The organism is Ohtaekwangia koreensis (genome assembly GCF_900167975.1).
GTDB classification, from domain to species: domain Bacteria; phylum Bacteroidota; class Bacteroidia; order Cytophagales; family Cyclobacteriaceae; genus Ohtaekwangia; species Ohtaekwangia koreensis.
Map to the genome: position 1 here is coordinate 953,383 of NZ_FUZU01000001.1, position 18,410 is coordinate 971,792.

At 39.9% G+C, this 18,410-nt stretch carries 11 protein-coding genes; 5 read left to right on the top strand and 6 right to left on the bottom strand.

Annotated features, from left to right (window positions below):
• Positions 1-52: 52 nt before the first annotated feature.
• From B5Y40_RS04180 to B5Y40_RS04205, 5 genes are all read left to right on the top strand, one after another.
• Positions 53-409 (top strand): RasGAP domain-containing protein, encoded by a 357-nt coding sequence (locus B5Y40_RS04180; RefSeq protein WP_079685439.1) that lies wholly within the window; start codon positions 53-55, stop codon positions 407-409.
• Positions 409-702, top strand: a complete 294-nt coding sequence (locus B5Y40_RS04185; RefSeq protein WP_079685440.1) for a hypothetical protein — start codon at positions 409-411, stop codon at positions 700-702. The genes B5Y40_RS04180 and B5Y40_RS04185 overlap by 1 nt, the downstream gene beginning before the upstream one ends.
• A 302-nt stretch (positions 703-1,004) precedes the next feature.
• Positions 1,005-1,310 (top strand): hypothetical protein, encoded by a 306-nt coding sequence (locus tag B5Y40_RS29310; RefSeq protein ID WP_143785601.1) that lies wholly within the window; start codon positions 1,005-1,007, stop codon positions 1,308-1,310.
• Positions 1,311-1,495: 185 nt separating this feature from the next.
• Positions 1,496-2,278: a hypothetical protein gene (locus B5Y40_RS04200; protein ID WP_079685443.1), complete on the top strand. Its 783-nt coding sequence runs from the start codon at positions 1,496-1,498 to the stop codon at positions 2,276-2,278.
• A 74-nt stretch (positions 2,279-2,352) separates the two neighbouring features.
• Positions 2,353-3,072: a hypothetical protein gene (locus tag B5Y40_RS04205; RefSeq protein ID WP_143785602.1), complete on the top strand. Its 720-nt coding sequence runs from the start codon at positions 2,353-2,355 to the stop codon at positions 3,070-3,072.
• 264 nt (positions 3,073-3,336) lie between these two features.
• Here B5Y40_RS04205 and B5Y40_RS04210 read toward each other — a convergent pair whose 3' ends face one another.
• The 6 genes from B5Y40_RS04210 to B5Y40_RS04235 form a co-directional block, all read right to left on the bottom strand.
• The gene (locus B5Y40_RS04210) at positions 3,337-6,162 is read right to left on the bottom strand and encodes a PIN domain-containing protein (RefSeq protein ID WP_079685445.1); all 2,826 of its coding nucleotides are present in this window, start codon (positions 6,160-6,162) and stop codon (positions 3,337-3,339) included.
• Positions 6,163-6,266: 104 nt separating this feature from the next.
• Positions 6,267-6,449: a hypothetical protein gene (locus tag B5Y40_RS04215; RefSeq protein ID WP_079685446.1), complete on the bottom strand. Its 183-nt coding sequence runs from the start codon at positions 6,447-6,449 to the stop codon at positions 6,267-6,269.
• A 3-nt stretch (positions 6,450-6,452) separates the two neighbouring features.
• Positions 6,453-10,793, bottom strand: a complete 4,341-nt coding sequence (locus tag B5Y40_RS04220) for a T9SS type A sorting domain-containing protein (protein ID WP_221408868.1) — start codon at positions 10,791-10,793, stop codon at positions 6,453-6,455.
• Between the two features lie 102 nt (positions 10,794-10,895).
• On the bottom strand, positions 10,896-12,953 hold the full coding sequence (locus B5Y40_RS04225) for a fibronectin type III domain-containing protein (RefSeq protein WP_079685448.1): 2,058 nt from the start codon (positions 12,951-12,953) through the stop codon (positions 10,896-10,898).
• A gap of 22 nt (positions 12,954-12,975) precedes the next feature.
• Positions 12,976-17,580, bottom strand: a complete 4,605-nt coding sequence (locus tag B5Y40_RS04230; protein ID WP_079685449.1) for a hypothetical protein — start codon at positions 17,578-17,580, stop codon at positions 12,976-12,978.
• 148 nt (positions 17,581-17,728) lie between these two features.
• Positions 17,729-18,397, bottom strand: coding sequence for a hypothetical protein (locus B5Y40_RS04235; protein ID WP_079685450.1), 669 nt, complete (start codon positions 18,395-18,397; stop codon positions 17,729-17,731).
• Positions 18,398-18,410 lie beyond the last annotated feature (13 nt).

Below are 18,410 nucleotides of genomic sequence, written 5' to 3' on the forward strand. Positions count from 1 at the left end.
AATTAGTTGTATCAATCAAGTTGACTGAAAGTGTCATTGGTAAAGTCGTTTTATGGGTAATTACATTGATCGCCTTGAAGCAATCAAGGCTCGTTTTCTGGACAGTCGTCCTTCGGATGTTGATCTCTTTTTCAAATTCCTTCAAGAACAGTTTAATAAAGCCAATGCAAAGGACTCAAGGCTTATTCACTTGTATCCACTGAGTCATTCTCTTATTAAAAGAATGCTTCGTGATGTAAGTAGTGTCTCCAATCCTGATTTAATGATGGCCATCGATTTCACTGAGCAAGCTCTATTGATTAATCGATCAGAAGATTCCATAGATGCTTTAGGCATATATGAATTTTACAATCGCGAAGAGATATATACTAAACTCGAATTATTCATTCAAACTTTAAAACGAACATAATGGAAAAGGACAAACCAGGTAATTCAATTTCAAAGCAGGAATTTCAAAAAATGCGCAAGAAATTTGACGACAAAAATCCAGGTAAAACACAAGCTGTGATTTTTGACAAAGAAATTTTTAAGCATATCCTCGACAACCCTGCCACTGATAAAGTAGCTATATATATGGGAGAGTATGATGATGACACGAATACTGTTATGGCTGTTGGCCTCAGTGAAACATCTGTAATTCTTTACGAAACAGCCGCGAACAAGGGCCAACCTTGCCCGCCTTATTGCGGAAAAGATCAATGATAGTTGATCTTGTGGCGGTGGCATCCTTTTCAGTGGTGCTACCGCTTATTGCTGGTTTGATACTATATAAGCGTTTACCTGTAGCTTGTAAGCACATTATTTATCTTCTCGCAATATGGTTAGTTGCCGAAATACTAGCATATATACTTCGAATTAACAGTATATCTAATTGGTGGGTATACACAATACTCAGTCTTTTCCAGATCGTGTTCTTAACAGATTTTTTTAGAAAGATCATTGCAAATAGAACGGTAAAGCCAATACTTTCGTGGCTAGGCTGGTTAGGTATCACAATTTTAATAATGGAATGTTCAATTTCTAAAGGGCCGTCCAGCACAATAACATCCTTTTATGAAGGTATATTTTACTTTGGTATGGGGCTTTATTATTTCTACGAATCCGTCTTTTCTGAAGTAAAGACGGACGACTATACATTCCTGGTGGCAACAGTTCTACTGTTATTTCTCGGAAGTACTGTATTTCTTTGTACATGGACTTTTATGAAGTATGATGAAAAGCTTTTTAGACTATTCGGTGACATTCATGCTTTCTTATTGATTGGTTGTTACTTTTTATTTACTTTAAGTCTATGGCGCTTGCAGCAATAATTATAGCAACGTTTATATTTCCTATAGCAATCCTTTTAATGCTATTGGGCTGGAGAAAAAGTATTCGTAAAGAAGTACAACGGCATAATGAAAACAAACTGCGATTGATAAAGACATTGGAGCGAATAATTACTTTAAAGAATAAATTAATTAATCTTCTACGATACTAAAAACATTTTGGGCAGATGAAAACTAAGAAACCAAATACACTACAACAGAAATTGGGTTTTCAAGATGAGGACTTAAAAAAACCAAAGCATGATGACATGATGTTATGGCTGGATAAAAATGCTGAGAGTATTTTTAATGATATATTTTTTAAACATCTGACTGATGTAGACTATAATGACCTCTTAAAATATGCGATTACTAAGAAAGACAAGGTAATCGAAGACCGACGAGAGATCATTAAGTCATTAGAGAAAAGAATAGAAAACGCAAAAGATTCAAAATCGCCATTTGACGCTTTAACAAAAGAAAAGGAAATTCAAATTCTTGAAGACCTGGAGAGAGAAAAGAGTAAAGTTAACTACCTCGAATCTTGGACATCATTTGAGTCCTTGCCGCCACGACCAAAGGTTTCGATAATTTCAAAGGTTTGGGAGTTACCTGTAACAACCCATTCAAACAACCCCAACAGCAACAGTTCAAAGTATACGGTAGGCTTCCTCGACATGGCCATACATTTTCAAATTCATCACCCTTATGCTGGGGGCTTTGCAGATGAGCGACACGGGGACAAATGGTTAAGTGATATTAAGGGAAAAATAGAAATCGATTTTCAACATCAGCAAAGCGTAGTCTATGTTGAAGCGAAAACTGAGATAGCCTCTTTGGGAGAGTTGATTAGACAAATTAGGCACTATAAAGAGTATTTACCTGGAAGTTATTACGTGTTATGTCCTGACGATAAATATCAAAACACGTTAAAAGAACAGAACATTGGGTTTATCAAATATAAAGAGTGAAAATGACATAGGGACCAACAAACTGTTGCTAACAAAATGCGAATGTCATACAATACCAATGTCGCAACTATATTATGGACATAGAAGAGCTAGTAAAAAAACATTCGACAAGTAGGAACGAATTAGACTCACTGTTTCAATCCTACCTAAGGCTTACATTTAATCCAGGCGACTTTTCGGAGGACGAGGGTATTAAAATAATCTATGGGACAAATAATTTACTAATGAGTTTAGCAAGACCATTTTTTGAATATAATAAATTCAAAGATACTTGGGATAACTCAAAATTTTATATGAATGCTTATGGACAAACCTTAATCCTTGAATCCAAAAAGACCAATCACACATTTGAATTCGGCATTGACAGAGAAGTTATATACTTGCAATCCTATATTTCATATCCGGAAAATTTTAAAAATATGAATGACGGATTCTGGCGCTCAGTATTAGAACTTTCGAATTATGGAGACTTTAGTTTTGTAGAGAATGCCGTCATGGGTTCTAAAGAAACACAGTATTTTAATAATAAGAAAAGCAATTTATTCAGACTTCTAAGAAACTATTTTTTACATGAGATCAACAATTTGGATCTCGAATCGCACCAAAGAAATTATGACATGAATTTGGGGTGGTTTCATATCAAATGGAAGTTTGGCACTCCGTGGACTGAGATAATGAAAAATGGAAGTTTAGCATTCAAGATTCTTTATCAGTTACATTATGAACTTTGGAAGGTAAGTGATTTGAGAAGCAAGAAACATAGACGAAGTGATACACAATCGACTAACAAATAAGTAGCCTTGAAAAGCGCAAAGTAAAAACTCACTATCGAGAATTCCCCCTTTGGAGCACCACATACCTCAATAGCCCACAAACCGTATATACTTCTTCCCATTCTCATAATCAACCGAAGCACATACGTCCGGGAATTTAACTGCCTCAGATTAAATATAGCTCATTAACAATGCAAGAGTTATCTGTACCCAATTAAGTCCAATTTAAAAGGAAAATTTTTAGGACTTAATCTTCTGCAATGCGAACTGTGAAACTCCAACAATTTATTTTTCCCACTTCCTTCTTATAAAAATAGAATAGTAAAGCTTTTCAATTTCCTCGTTAGAATTATTAGATAAAAAGGATTCAAGAAATTCCTTTGTCCTTACAGAATTGGCAATTTGTTTAAAATAAAATTTAGTTTGGTACTCACCAATCCATTCTGGCTCAAATTTCGAGTAATCAAAACTATCCATGTTAAGTAACCACCTGTAGTATTCACCTAGATTCCTTATCGGTTCATAGGTAGAAGATGAGGTATCTACCTTATTTTTAAAACATAGATTTATCAAATCATTAATATCTTCGTATCTATCACCACGTCTGCCGAAGATGTATTTAATTTCCTTTCGACCATCATGCGGAATAGCACTTTTTAAAATTACATTGAAATCAATGGATTCAAATTTGATTACATCAAAGATTGAGGCAAAGTAAAACAGCCTAAAATTAAACTTCTTACTTAAATATACCTGTACAATTTCTCTAATGGCTTCTTTAAAAAACTCACTTTCGATCGAAGTATAAACGACTAGCAAAGACTTCTCCACAACAGATATTACATTTTGTTGAGCATCTCGCTTAACTAAAGAGCCAACTACTTCATTAAACTCACTTGTCGATAGCTTTAACTTTTCATTTCTTGAATTCAACAACTCACAAATCTGCTCTATGCATGATTCATTTGTATACTTTTGTTTTCTCAAGGTTACCCAAAAGAAACTGATCAACGTATCTGTTTTAATGCATTTCCCAACTCGATTTAAGAGTATAGGTATATATCTCGTATTTATTTCATGAATGAAGTCCTCATCAGCAAGAAACTTTACGATCCTTGCACATATTTCGTTTTTTAAATCGTTATCCAGAGCAACCTTCGAGAATAAAACAATTGCGTTGCAAAATATCCTTTCATAATAATCCCAAAATGCCCTATTGTCTTTCTCACAATGTTTCGAGAAAGACTCTCGAAGGCTCGATTGGTCGGTAAGTAGATTATCCAATAAACCTAAGAAGGTGATGCGATGTTTCCCTCTGTCATAACGTATTTCTTTTATTCTATATCGAGAAAAATACTTATTGAGTTTGTCTGCACTACCATAAAGTATCATTTGGTGCATGGTCCATTCATCAAATGCATCTAACTTACTTCCACTCTCATCACTAATGGCGTGCGATGCTAACATTGCTTCGAATACTCGATCTGAAAGAAGATAAAATTCATTAAAGCGATCGTATATAATCCGATTGTCATTGATGAAACTTAATATCTCTACGTAGTGACTTTTCAACGTCCATACATAAGAGTTCGAACTCCAAGCACCCCGTAGACTCTCATAGTATTGTTCAAGAATCTTATAATGAAGTTCAAAAATCTTCTCCTTTGCTTCTGTATAGAAGGTAATGCCTCGAATATAATCCAATAACTCTTTGTTATTTGGTCTATCGCATTTACGAGAAATAAACAAGAGATCAGTCTTTGATAATCTCTCTGCAAGAGATTGTATTTCTTTGTTCCTTAAATAGTTGTTAGCAAGGAATATACTTAATTTGGAAAGATTGTAGTTAAGGATAAAATCAGTTGTTGCTAAATTCTTTTCACGCGCTACATTGAGGGCAAGCTCTGATATATTAGCCGCTAAAAAATAATTCCCTATTCGATAATGAGCATACGCAAGGGTTGTAGATTCGCCTATATTTTTAGGTTCTACATTAAGTTGTGCAAATGCTTTAACAAAATTTAGACCTCGAAATTCGCAAATAGGACAATGACACTCATTTTCGTCAAAATATCGAACGGGAACTTTCTTAGTACCACTTGTATAGGAAAGGTAAAATATTAGATCACGTGTCAAATATTTAAAAATCTCCTTCACCTTCTTATCAGCTTCCTCTATATCGGGAAACTCCTCTTGTAAGTTTTCAAGCAACCTGCCATCTTCTGAAAACTTAACTTTGGACAGTTCATCAACCAAAAGTTTGTTGCTAGTCTTTAAATTGAAAACCGAGTAGTATACAATTCCATTATTGCCTATAAATGGGTAATGCTCCATCAAGATGCGCGGTGGTACAAACTCAATATCCTGATGCATGAAATTCAAGTATTCTAATAACTGGTCAATTATTGGCTTCTCTCTATCAATAAGAATTCGCTGTCTATCAGTTTGATTACTAGAATCAGATACTTCTTCAGATACAAATGAAATATCAATCTTCGTCAGAAAATAAGTTGTTGCTTGCCCTAAGTTTGAATAGTAATCAAGACCAATTCCAGGATAATCCGCTATAATTTGAGGATGAATTTTGCGATCAATATTATCAGGGTCGCCAAAGTCACTTGTATTTGCTGATACGAAAGTAAATGACTCATTTATAGTTACAAAATGCTCAATAGCAGAGAATATAATGTATGCATCTTTTGTACTGTAAACCTTGTTGTGGAATGGTGCCTTTCTCTCAACTGAACGATCAGCACACTTTATCTTTATCGAATCAGCGGTTTTAAAAATGTGAGCGCTCATAAGTAAACTATCGATTCTATTGATCACCCTATCAATAGAATCAGTTGTTGGTTGTAAATCCTCGGGCACATAAAAGTTTACCTCACGCATAACCTCCCGAGCTTGCTTATACCTTGTATGTTGCGAAATCTTAAAATTTTGTCGCTGCTTTTCTTTATGCACCTCCCATTCTTTTAGTATAACCTCGTGTGTAAACAATTTGATGCGTTCATTGGAAACCCAAAATTGCAGATTGTCGATCAACCGAACGGCTCTCTTCTCCGTCAGTAGGTCAACAAAACAGCAAGTATCGATATATAAATTGATCATTTTTTCCAATTTAAAGTTAGGGGCATAGTGTTCGAACAGAAATTACAGGTAAGCCTAAGTTAATCAAAACCATGCAGCAAGTGCTATATTTATATTATAGCTATTTATTTAACAAAATGGTTCTGGACTAGCTGTTTGGTCATATCTAGTATATCTTTTACCACGTCAATCTCAGCAATCAGTTGTTCGTTAGGTTTATCTTCCTCCAGTCGCGATAGTTGAGTTGCCGTCTTTTTTATCACGGCCAGTTGAGCCAGTAATTCAGGTGTATAGGCTATCTTCTTCATATACTAATTCACTACAAACCGTATATACTTCTTTCCATTTTCATAATCCAACCGAAGTACATAAGTCCCAGAAGTTAAAGGCTTTAAATCAAAGTATATCTCATATTGCTTATCACCACTCTTCTGAACTTGTTTGATCAGTATACCTGTAGGCGAATGCCACACACTAACGGTAATCGGCATTTCACGAATCAATTCTACGCCAACATGAAAAGAGCCATTATTTGGATTGGGATATAGTGTAAACTGCTTTACAGATTCTTCATAGCCAAGTCTTCCACCTTCAGTATCTTCCTCACCTTCAATAATGGTAATGGTCTTACTGATTTGGTCGTAGCATTCTCCGAGATGCGAGCCAAGTGTTACTTCATAAACACCTGTGTTTTTATACTGTCCATATACTACATCTCCATTATCCAATAGCTTGGTCATTTCGAGCGGATAATTCCATTCTATAGTTTCCGGCAGTGGCCACGATACATCAATCATTACAACGGTATCGCCAACGGCAGCCTGACTTTGCATCAGGAAGGCAGCTTTCAGTAGATCATACGATGTTTCAAGCAGGAATGTATCTTGTGCTACACATCCTTTATCGCTTAGTACTTCTACCCAGTATCGCCCTGCTTCGTTTACCGTTACCTTCTGATCCACACTAGACAATCCTGCGCTGCTTCCCCAGGCAATGCTATTCCATCCGGCACCTGCATCAAGAGTATATCTTTGTCCAACACAAAGCGTAACGCCACCACCGAGGTTGAGCAGCAATTCAGGAGTATTATTCAGGGTAACAGTATTTTCTCCTTTGCAGCCTTTCGCATCCTCTACGGAAACAGTATAAACACCGGGGCACAGATTCGTTTTGATGGCTGAGTTACCGCCAACCGACCATATATAATTATAGCCACCATTACCGCCATTGGCAGTTACTTCCAACGAACCATCACATCCATCCTTACAAGTTGGCAATGTTGCACTGACCACTGTTATTTGTATAGGGTCGGGATGTTTCAATTCTACATCTTGCGTCAGTATACATCCATTGGCATCTTTCAATACCACCGGATAAACTGCCGCACAAAGCTGTGGCTGTGCTTCACCTGCTTTGTTGTTCCATTCGTATATATATCCTCCAACGCCACCCGTTGCTTCCAATGTCAGTTGTCCATCACATACTCCATTGCAGGTTGGGATTGTCGCACTTTTCACTGCCAGTTGAAGCGCATCGGGAGCCGGTATATCTACTGCCTGCACTACGGTGCAGTTATGGCTATCCGTGATGAGTACATTATACGTTCCTTTGCCAAGATTTATACCTTGCAAAGAACTTTGGCCATCCGGCCATTCAGTAACAAAAGGTCCATCGCCTTCTGTTATTACAATTGATGCACTACCATCAAATGAATCAAAACACTTGGCAGCAGTAGCGGTATACGTTGACTTAGCACCATCATTACTGGTTATGGCGACACTATTGGTCATCGGACAGGCATTCTTATCCTGAACAACTAGTGTATAAATCCCACTCTTTACATTTGACAAAATTGCATCCGTATCCACCTCACTAGACTTTGAGTCTTGCCAGCTATAGGTGTATCCTGTAGTACCTCCCGTTACCACAGCCGTTGCCGTACCAGTAGGATTGCTACAAAATGCCGGTTGTATATTGGTGAATGAAATACTGATCTTGGTTGGCTGCGTAAGTGTTGCAGCTATATTTTTTTCGCAGCCATTCGCGTCCTGCAAATAGATCGTATAACTTCCTTGTTTCAGACTGTTAAAAGTATTTCCTGCTTGCCATGTTGTTTTGCTATCATTCGAATAGGTATAGTTGCCAACGCCCCCTGATGATTTTAATTCTATCGCACCATCGTTTCCGTCAAAGCACGAAACATTTTTCTGATTGGCAACTGATAATGAAAGAGTAGGTGGCGAAGTGATCGTCTGACTAATCGATTGCTTACAGGCATTATTATCAGAAACCGTAACGGTGTAAACATCGGCCACCAGTTTATTAATAGACATAGATGTGTTTCCGTTAGACCAGCTATAAGTATATACACCCGTGCCTCCGGTTCCTTCTGCTAATATATACCCGTCACTTGATCCGTAACAAGAGATGCCGTAGCCCGAATAATCTGACACATCAGTTATTACCGCCTGCACGGGTTCTGGATTCTGAAGCTGCTGTGTTTGTGTGCCTATACAGCCATTAACATCCTTTATCGTAACAGTATAGAAACCTGCTCCTATATTCGTAAGCAAGGAACCGGTTGCGCCTGTGTTCCATGAGAATGTCAGTGTTCCTGTCCCTCCGGAAGCAATAGCATGAAGTTTTCCATCCGTCATGTTATAGCAACTGATAGGCTGTCCGTTGTAATTACTTGCAGTGGACACCGCTACAGTAACCGGTTCCGGGTCAGAAAGAAAGTATGTTGCTTCTGCCTTACATTGATTACGATAGGTGATAACAACTTTATACTGCCCTTCATTCAAATCACTTACCGAAGAAAGAGTTGCTCCATCACCAACCGTTGTGGAGCCCACTGTCCATGAATAATTCTGTGCCGTAATCGTATTGTTGTTTTCATCTTTCACAATAGCGGCCAGCGAACCATTGCTATCACCATTACATTTAATATAGCTTCCGTTATAGTTTGATAGAGGCGATATAGAAACTGTATTAGCAGGCGGATCAACAAGTGTTTTAGATTTCGTGGTACTACATCCCTGATCATCGGAGACTTTAACCGAATACGTTCCTGCTCCTTTATCCTCTATAGTAGAAATTGTTTCACCTGTAGACCAGTCGTAATGCGCTGTGCCAATAATTGTTGATGCTACAGGTTTTGCTTCCAATATAGCCGTATGATCATTTGGACAGGTAAGCGATGCCAGTTCATTGATTGAAAAATCAATCTTGGGTGGAGCGGTTAGTGTTACCGATGATTGGGCCGTACAAGTATTTGCATCTTTTACGGTAACAGTATAGCTGTTAACCGATAGTCCGGATATAGTATTGCCTGTAGCTCCTGTTGACCATGTATAGGTATAGCCTGAAGCTCCACCACTACCAGAAGCGAGCAATGCTCCATCGCTTTTATCCCAGCAACTCACTTGGTATGCTCCTTTGCCTCCGGTAGACGTTAGCGATGCTGTGAGTTTGGTTGGTTCAAGCAGTGTAATCGAAGTGCTGTTGACACAGCCTTTATAGTCCGTTGCGGTAACCGTATAGGTTCCGGCTTTTAGTCCTGAAGCTGTGGCTGATGTCAACGCTGCATCATGTGACCACGTGTAGGTATACGTACCGTTTCCACCTATGGCCGATGCTGTAATCTCCCCATTAGAGCCTCCATTACAGCTTACATCAAAGCTTCCATATTTCTTGGAAACCGTTGAGGCCCTAAGCGGTAATGCAGGTTCGCGTACTGTATGGTTGAAGGTTTCATAAGCGGCTCCATAGTCACTTGCGTTAACAGAGTTATTATTTTCAACAATAAATTGCCAGCTGCCAGCTCGCAGTCCTGAAACAACATTATCACCCCGAGATGCTGCCGGTATCTGAAAATCGTAAGCAGAGTTATCCAGATTTTTACAGGTAATAATAAAACGATCAACATCGGGATGCTGTATATTTAGTGTGGCTGTGCCTGAGGATTCTCCTTTACACCTGGCATCCTCATAAGAAGTCAATGTAACCGTTGGCTTCAATGCAAAAACGAAAGGACTTGTTGTAGGATCAGATGTATTATTACTAAAACAGTCATTTGAATATTTTGAACGAAAGTAAATCGGCTTGCCATAAAAGGTTGAGCCTAGTACATTTCTAAGCATGTCTCTGTCTATTAAATAGTAAGGTCCCACAGAGCCGGTTTCAGGTATATATCCATTTTTAGGAGCAGGCATAGTGAGGGTTACCCAATCAATACTATTCATACTAACCAGCCATGTAGATGGTGGATTGGTATATTTAATTTTCGAAATGGTAAGGTAATCACCATAATCACCGCCCGATATAGCGAATGATTGCTTTTCTACGGGCGACCAACAATAGATAAAACTTCCCCACAACGGCAATGAATTATTTGAACCCAATGATGCCGTTCCTGAGTAAGTAAACGAAGTACAGGATGTCCACACCCCGCCAGTTTCCGTTTCTATATTACCTGTTATTTTATACCCATTCAAAGAAGTTGGCAGATTCACCTTTGTGTTAGCCAAAACATCAGCCGTAAAAGCAACAGGGTTACTGCCGTCTGATGAACTGATGGTAGCCCGCATGCGCGTGTGTTTATTATAAAGATTTCCACAACTTGCGTTCCCGGTGTTAGGAAGATAGTTCATGAGTATGTAATAGGACGTGGTTTGCGAAAACGAGTAAAACCCTAATACACAAAGTAATATTGTCAAGTAAAATTTCATCTTCATAGTTAAACTTTCAATGCTCTAAAAAACTATTTCAACTTCCTTACTCAATTTCGAATGACTACCATCCTTAAACACGACCATAATGCTATAGATGTATTTAGTGCCTGCGTTCATTCCCACATCAACGAATTGTTTTTCCTTTGCTGTTCGGTATAGCATTACGTCTCCATCATTGATTTTTCTATATACCCTGTATGATATAGCATTGCTGTCATCATACGACCATGTCAACGTAATCTTTCTACCCTCACGATCTACTACCGCAGGATTTATGGTGACCTCAGGTTTTAGACCGGGCAGTTTAAAACCTGACACAGCCGGTGTTGGAGGTGATTCTAGGTTAGCTTCATCTACGGCTACAACTGTATAGTATTGAGTAGTGTTGTTACTTAAACTCTGATCGGTATAGGTATAGGTCGAATCATTTGTACTTGGCTTTGTTACAAGTCGTATCCATTGTCCCTGATCGCCTTTCCGGTATACTTCATACCTCACTACATCCTGACTACCACTTGGCTCCCATGTAAGTACAACACCTTCCTTTGTTGACTTTATAGGCAACCATACCGGTGACACCGGTGGTACTTTATCAGGAAGTGCAAGGCTTAGTATTGCTGACAGTGCAGAGTGATTCTGATTTCTGTCAATGGCCATGATCTGATAGTGAATCTTTTCATTCAGGCTTTTCAGTTCTACCCGATCAGTAAACGTAGTGTCTTTTAATACCTCACCTGTCATGAGCGCAAATTCCTCACTTTGGTAATAAGCTCTGTAAACGCGATAACCAAGTATATCAGCATCCAGGTTGCGCTTCCAGCTAATACGTACGTTGCCAAATTCATCTACCTTACCTTGCATGCCCACTGGTATAGCAGGTGGTATACTATCAACAAGCATCGCCAGATAAGGCATGGAATTGATTTCAGTTCCGTCCTGCGTCTTCGCTTTTATTTTATAGTAATTGGATTGCTGCGGGTTTGTGTCTTTGAATGCTCTTGCAGCAGTCGGAAGTATACTTTTATGAATGGTCTTGTATGGACCGGAAGCCTTCGGTGCGCGGGTTACTTCAAATCCTTTTAATGCATCATTCTCGGCTACAGGAAACTCCCATTGCACATCAATACTTTTGTTATCCAGGCTAAGTGCCGAAGTAATGAATACACTGGAGGTTGTAGTTTTATTCCCTTTGATCTGAACTATATTTGATACAGGCCCATACTCTCCAAACGGTGTAATACCACGCACACGGTAGCTATAAGTTTTATCAAGCGAAGCAACGGTATCGACTGCATATTGATATTTACTCTCCTGTCCTTGCTTGCTCAGTGTTACACCCGGTATATCTGTCACTTGAATAAAAGACTTCCCATCTTCAGAGCGTTCAAGGGAATACGTTGTATAAAAGCTCTCATAGTCGGCGTGCTTCCAGCGTAGTGTTACCACATTGCTTTTACTTTCAGCAGTGACACCGCTGACCGAAGGCAGGGTATATTTATCAGCCGTATTCACAAAAACGCTTCCCTTCAATGTGTCGGTGCCTGCATATACACTGATGCGGTATAAATACTTTACGTTCTTCTCAACTTGTTTATCGTTCCAATATAAAGCGAGTGCCCTTGCCACGGCAGGCGACATGTCGGCACAAAACATCGCGATGGAATAGCGTTGCTCATTCTCCTTGGCTTTGTTTACAATCTGCATTACATCACCCGGATCGATATTCATTTCAAAGGTTTCTCCATAGAGCGCCTGTGCCGCTACAAGACCATACTTGTTACCAATAAACTTTTCCCATTGTTCTTCCGGTAAAGGCTTCATGGAAGTTACTACCTGCTTACGCTCTACCGGTTGAACCACTTTACCATTACGCACCAGTGTAAATCGTTCGATGGTATATCCGTTCCGGTTGGCCTTCGACCATTGCTCTGTTCCAATAGGTGCCCATCGTAAAGCAACTGAATCAGCAGAAGGTCGTGCAATCACCTGAATGGTTTCAGCAGACTTCTTCACTACATTTTGAGCATGCCCCGAAACAACTGCCAGCCCTGCTATCGCTATAAATACTATCTTCTTCATGATACTTCTTCTCTTCACTGGTCTAGTCCGGTATAGCGTTAAACATCTCCATATCGAACGTACTGCTAACCTTGTTCACACCGGGTATAACATATTTAAATCTGACGCTATATTTACCATACTTGATAAAGGGAAAGCCACTTGTCAAAAGCGTCCCGAATCGTGTCGTTACACGCTCAGGGTGATCCACTACATAGTTGGCAACCTGATGCTGTATATCTCTATAATCACCCACCATCGGACGCATTACATCGTACTTCAAATCTCCCGTTGTAGTGATGTTTGTAACTTCTGTGGTCTTTTCTGTCAGGACAGGATAATAGGATGCCTGTTCGATATATACCGAGCGAACTGGTGGAACACCGAGTAATGACGCATCACGGTTGGTAATCGTCATATTGCCGCGTAACGGATAACCTTCGTATACCAGTGGGTATACATACTTATTATACCAATTTGTATTCTCCAGTATGGCTTCTCCCTGTACAAGATTTGCAAATCCATCTCCTCCGTTTGCTTCGTATTCGTCCAGCCATTCCGGTGTATTCAGGTGAGCAATCAATTGGAAGACGCCTGCTTCAGGAAGTTGCTCACGCATGGTTTGAGCCTGCTTTATACCGGCCATTTTCTCACTGAATGTATTATACTGACTCGTACGCAACGTCAGTGTATAGATTGTCTTGGCATCGCGCAGTGTCAGATTACCCTCTATGTTATTGGTGGTAACCGTTGATTGTCCATCACTTCCGGCAAGCTCGGTTTCAACTTTTGTTACGTTGGCATCGAGTACCTGATTTTGCAAAGGAATGTTCAGGATCTCCATGTGGTATAGTTTGCCGGTTTGTATTCCTCCCGGTATCGTAAAGTATACTTTCTTTTCAGCAACGTTATAGCTCACATCTGTCTCTACATAGCTTTGCGCATCACCATCCGTGAAGTGAAGTTTCTGCGACCACTCTGCACCCGGTGTAAACAGTTCCGGTTGTCCTTTCTTCAATTGGATAAAACCCTGATTATATTCTTTGGGATAGAAATTATATTGTCCCTTCAGCGGATACGATATACTGACATTCGAGGACGGGATATAGTCTGGTGCTTCACCTGTTGTGAAGGTTGTCTCTACGTTCTCCTCAACATCTTTACCTTCAAACTGTACCGTCTTCCATACACCATTAACCTTTTCTTCAAACGTGATCTTTACGATTACCTTCAACTCTTTTTTCCCAGGCAATACATCTCCCGGATCAAGCACAACAACGTCATTGTCTTCATTCCACCGTGTTGTACCCTGAATAACATTAGTACCATCTTTTACCGAGAACTCAACCAGCTTGCCTCGGAAACTACGCTTGCGGTTTTCCAGATCGGTAATTTCAAATACTTCACCAATGGGTATATTAAAAGCTGCCTGTGGTGCATTGAATACATCCACACCTTTTTCATCTTTTGCCGGTGTTACACCCGCAATCATGTCTACATCTTCCAGCGGATTGCTGTTACCAACAACGGTACATTGTTTACCGATTTCAAATTCAAACTTGCAATTACCTTTAACAAGACCACCTAATATTTTATAATGACCTCCTACTATACCACGCATCCAGAAAGGATTCGGGCCTTTGGTTTGAAGTATAGCGGCAGCGCCTATACTCAGTATATCATAGTTACCTTTATAGAAACGTAGTTTTACTTTTATACCGATCTTCCCTTGGATATAGGCATACGCCTGACCGTTGGCAAACCAGCCATTGATACCGATTGTTTCATCGGAGCCAACACAATGATATTCCTTCGCATACTTCTTGATCATGAAGTCCGTACCTATACCGGCAGCGAATCTTCCGTAGAACATCAGGAATTTAAGATTGCCGGTATCAAAACTGAAATCCATTCCGAATGCAAAACCGAAACCTGATTCGGCTGCGTTCAGATCACGCATATAGTCAAGATCGGAAGCATCTATACCCAATATCTCCGATACCTGACGCGGTGGTGGCGGACTGCCCGGAAGGTTTTTACCTACCATGAAGTAGCTCTTCATTTTGAGCATCCACAGAAGTTCTATACCTACAGGGTCGTTTGGTGTACCTACCAATACATACCATTCATCTTTCGCGAAGTGCATTACGGCCCAACCGGCTCGGTTGTTTGGCCCTATACCTTTGATAACACCGCCTACTACATTTATATACATCTCCATATTTGCATGGAGTACATCATTCACATTGTCAAAGAGGATTTTTACATTAGCCGATACTTGTCCCTGGATGAGCGCAAGCAATTTACTGGCAGCTTTACTATCTCCGGCTACAGCCATAGCCTGCTCTTTTATCTTTTCAAGACCTCCCGGCAAGGCAGGCGACATGATCACTATATTTCCTGTGAACGTAATGGAATTTATACCACCGTGCCGATTGAGTGCGACTTCCAGTCCAACGTCCCCGTTGTAAGGTGCCCGACTCGGTGTGGCACCAAACTTCACCAGTGCTTTTATACCTATTGTATTCTCATCCGGCACATATACTATACCAGACGCGTTTCTGCCAATAGGGCTACCGTTGCCATCTGTGCTCTGCTTCATTTTTGAATAGAAGCCACCACCAAAACCATAGGCAGAGAAACCGGGGAACAGCGGTATACCATTTGTAAATTCTACTAACCCATCGGCATACCAGTAACGGAATTCGGGAGTCTTCCCAAACAAGGCTTCAACTTTCAATGTGATCATCGAAATTTTACCGGAGATTGAACCTTTGAAGCCATCGCCATATATAGGGTCATCTTCAAAGAACCGTATCTCTCCGGCTATTTTGATTACACCTGCCTTTTCGAAACGCACACCGATACCGGTGATTTCGACTTTATCAAATTTCCAGTTGCTTTCGTCTGTACCGGTAACAGCGCCTTCCGCATTTTTAACTTCTATGATTTCGCGTTTACCCCATACAACAAGTCCGGCTGTTCCACCAAAACCTTCATCGGAAGAACTACCTCCGATGTTGATGGTTACATCGAAGCCTATACCGATTTTGTTCGAGCCATCTTTACGAAGTGAAATGTTGTTGATGACAAGCGGATATTTAGAGGCTGACTGCTGTGCACCTTCTTTACCAAAACTTACCGCCTGTATATCGAAGTGGGGTGCCTCTGTACTGATACGCAAACCCTGAAATCCTATTCCAGTGAAACTCGCCTTCGGCCCGCTACTTACCGTCTTTATACCGAGATGTCCATTGAGTATAACGGTAGGATAAAATTTACTATTCCCTTTTTCATCAGTGCCCTCTCTTACAATCACCGATGAACCTTTATATAGATTCAGATCAGCAAAAAGCAACGGGAATTTTAGTTCGGAATCAACGGTTACCGAAAACAGATAATTACCATCACTTCCACGCTGTGCTATATATCCAAACTGTGTTGTCTTTCCTTCTTTCGATTTGATAACCGGGACAGAAAGCCTACCGACAAGCTCAAAGCCTTTAACCTGGTTGGTGACAAACTCCAATCCCAGCTTATCTATAGTATATGACCAGCCGCTCATATCTCCGGCAGTCAGTAAATTTCCAACGAAGACTTCACCGGTCAATCCCTGTTCGTCAATGATCAAGTCTTCTGCACCGAATGTTAAACGCCTGTCATTGCCATTTTCCTTGAATGATTTCGGTAGTCGTATTTCTGTATTTTTCAAATAGAATCCTTGCCATAATTTTTCGTTTCCGGTAGCTGTAAACGCAGAGGTATAGCCTTTCGGAAACATGATGCCGGGAGGATTAGCCAGATCACTGAAGTCAAGAAATGCATTGGTTACATTGAAGCCTACGCCCGGAAGACTCGTTACCTGAAACGAAGGGAAGTTTACACCTATCAATAAGTCATTCCAGTTTCTGGCACTCACCAGAAATTTCGTTGCTACACGTTCAGGTGCAGGTTTGACTTTTCCATCCGCATCTTCCGGCACAAATAGATCACGCGAGAACTCTACCTGCGCTTCTATACTCATGCTTTTAAAACCATCACAACCGAACTCTACATACGTATTTCCTTTGCCAAGTAAAGTAAGAAGTGTCTTCTCGTTCAGCCTTAAATGATAACTACCGATGAGTTCGAGGCGGCCATCACCAACGAGCCCACCTTCGTTGGATATATGTATATCGGTGCCTCTGAACGCTATCTTATCACCTGTCTGTGGAAGTTCGAGTACTACATACGCTTCTATATAGGCACCGCGCGGATCAACGCGCATACGGCTTATTATGATGTTATAGTTCAGATCACCGTTGCCACTAGGTAAAGCAACGGGAAGCTCAAGACCGGCTACATCCGTAAGCGTAGTAATGAAAGATTGCTTTCGAGTTACTTCCTCCTGATACTCCAACGCCTTAGCACGATGGTATTCAGTAGAATCTTCAAATACTTGAGTAGGAATTATTATTGGGTCAGTGGTATTACCCTGCGGTACAGTGAGCTGATTAAAAGAACGCATGTTTGAAGCAAGCGCTTTTAACTCTAACGACTTTAATATACTCTTAACCTGTGAGGTATCCGCTGGCGGCAACGGACTACCAATGGTATATATAGCACTCAGCACTAATACAACCAACACTAAAACCTTTCTGTAAAACATGAACTATACTTGTAAAATTTCCTTTTATTAAATAGGGTTTTATTATTGCTTGCTAATTTTTACTAACCTTAACCTTGAAGACGCCTAACCGATATTCTTTCCTCCATATATTGCAACTCTATTGTATCGTTTAATGAAGACGTATAATTTACTTACAATCCGTCTTCATTTTTGAAAGCACCTTGTCCAAAATTTTCATTACTATACTTCTATCGTCTTGCTTCATCGTAAGTGTTACAGTTTCTAAAGTATTATTCTTTTGAACTAAGATTTGGTATAGAGCCGCGTTATCAATCCATTCCGTATAATACACCCGAATGTCAGTGAACACGCCATCCTTCTTTGAAAACACTACATCACCGTTGCTATCAGCACTTCCCCAAATTTTCTTAATGTTATCCAATGCTTCTTGTTTCGTCTTAAAATCCGATCTTGATTCCATAAGGCTCACAACATTGCCATTAGTACTATCTCCAGCTTGCCACTCAATAGTATATATTGATACCGAAGCTTTCTTTAGCTTATAGCCAGCCAAATCTGACTCATTTAAAAATGAGCACTTACTATCTTTTCCAATACCACACTTGTTTTTAAATACTCCCTTAATATATAGGGTATCTTCGTTTGAAAGTGAGACGTCTATTATTGAAGACGAGAATTTCTTTAAACACTCACGCTCTTCATCCTTAGTCCTCGTCTTTTCCATACACAGACACACTTCATCGGTTGCCTGTCTTACTTTTAAATTGACTTCTTGTCCATAGGAGTAAAAAATCACGCATGGCTGTAACAAAACAAGTAGTGTCAGAAATTTCATATATATACTATTC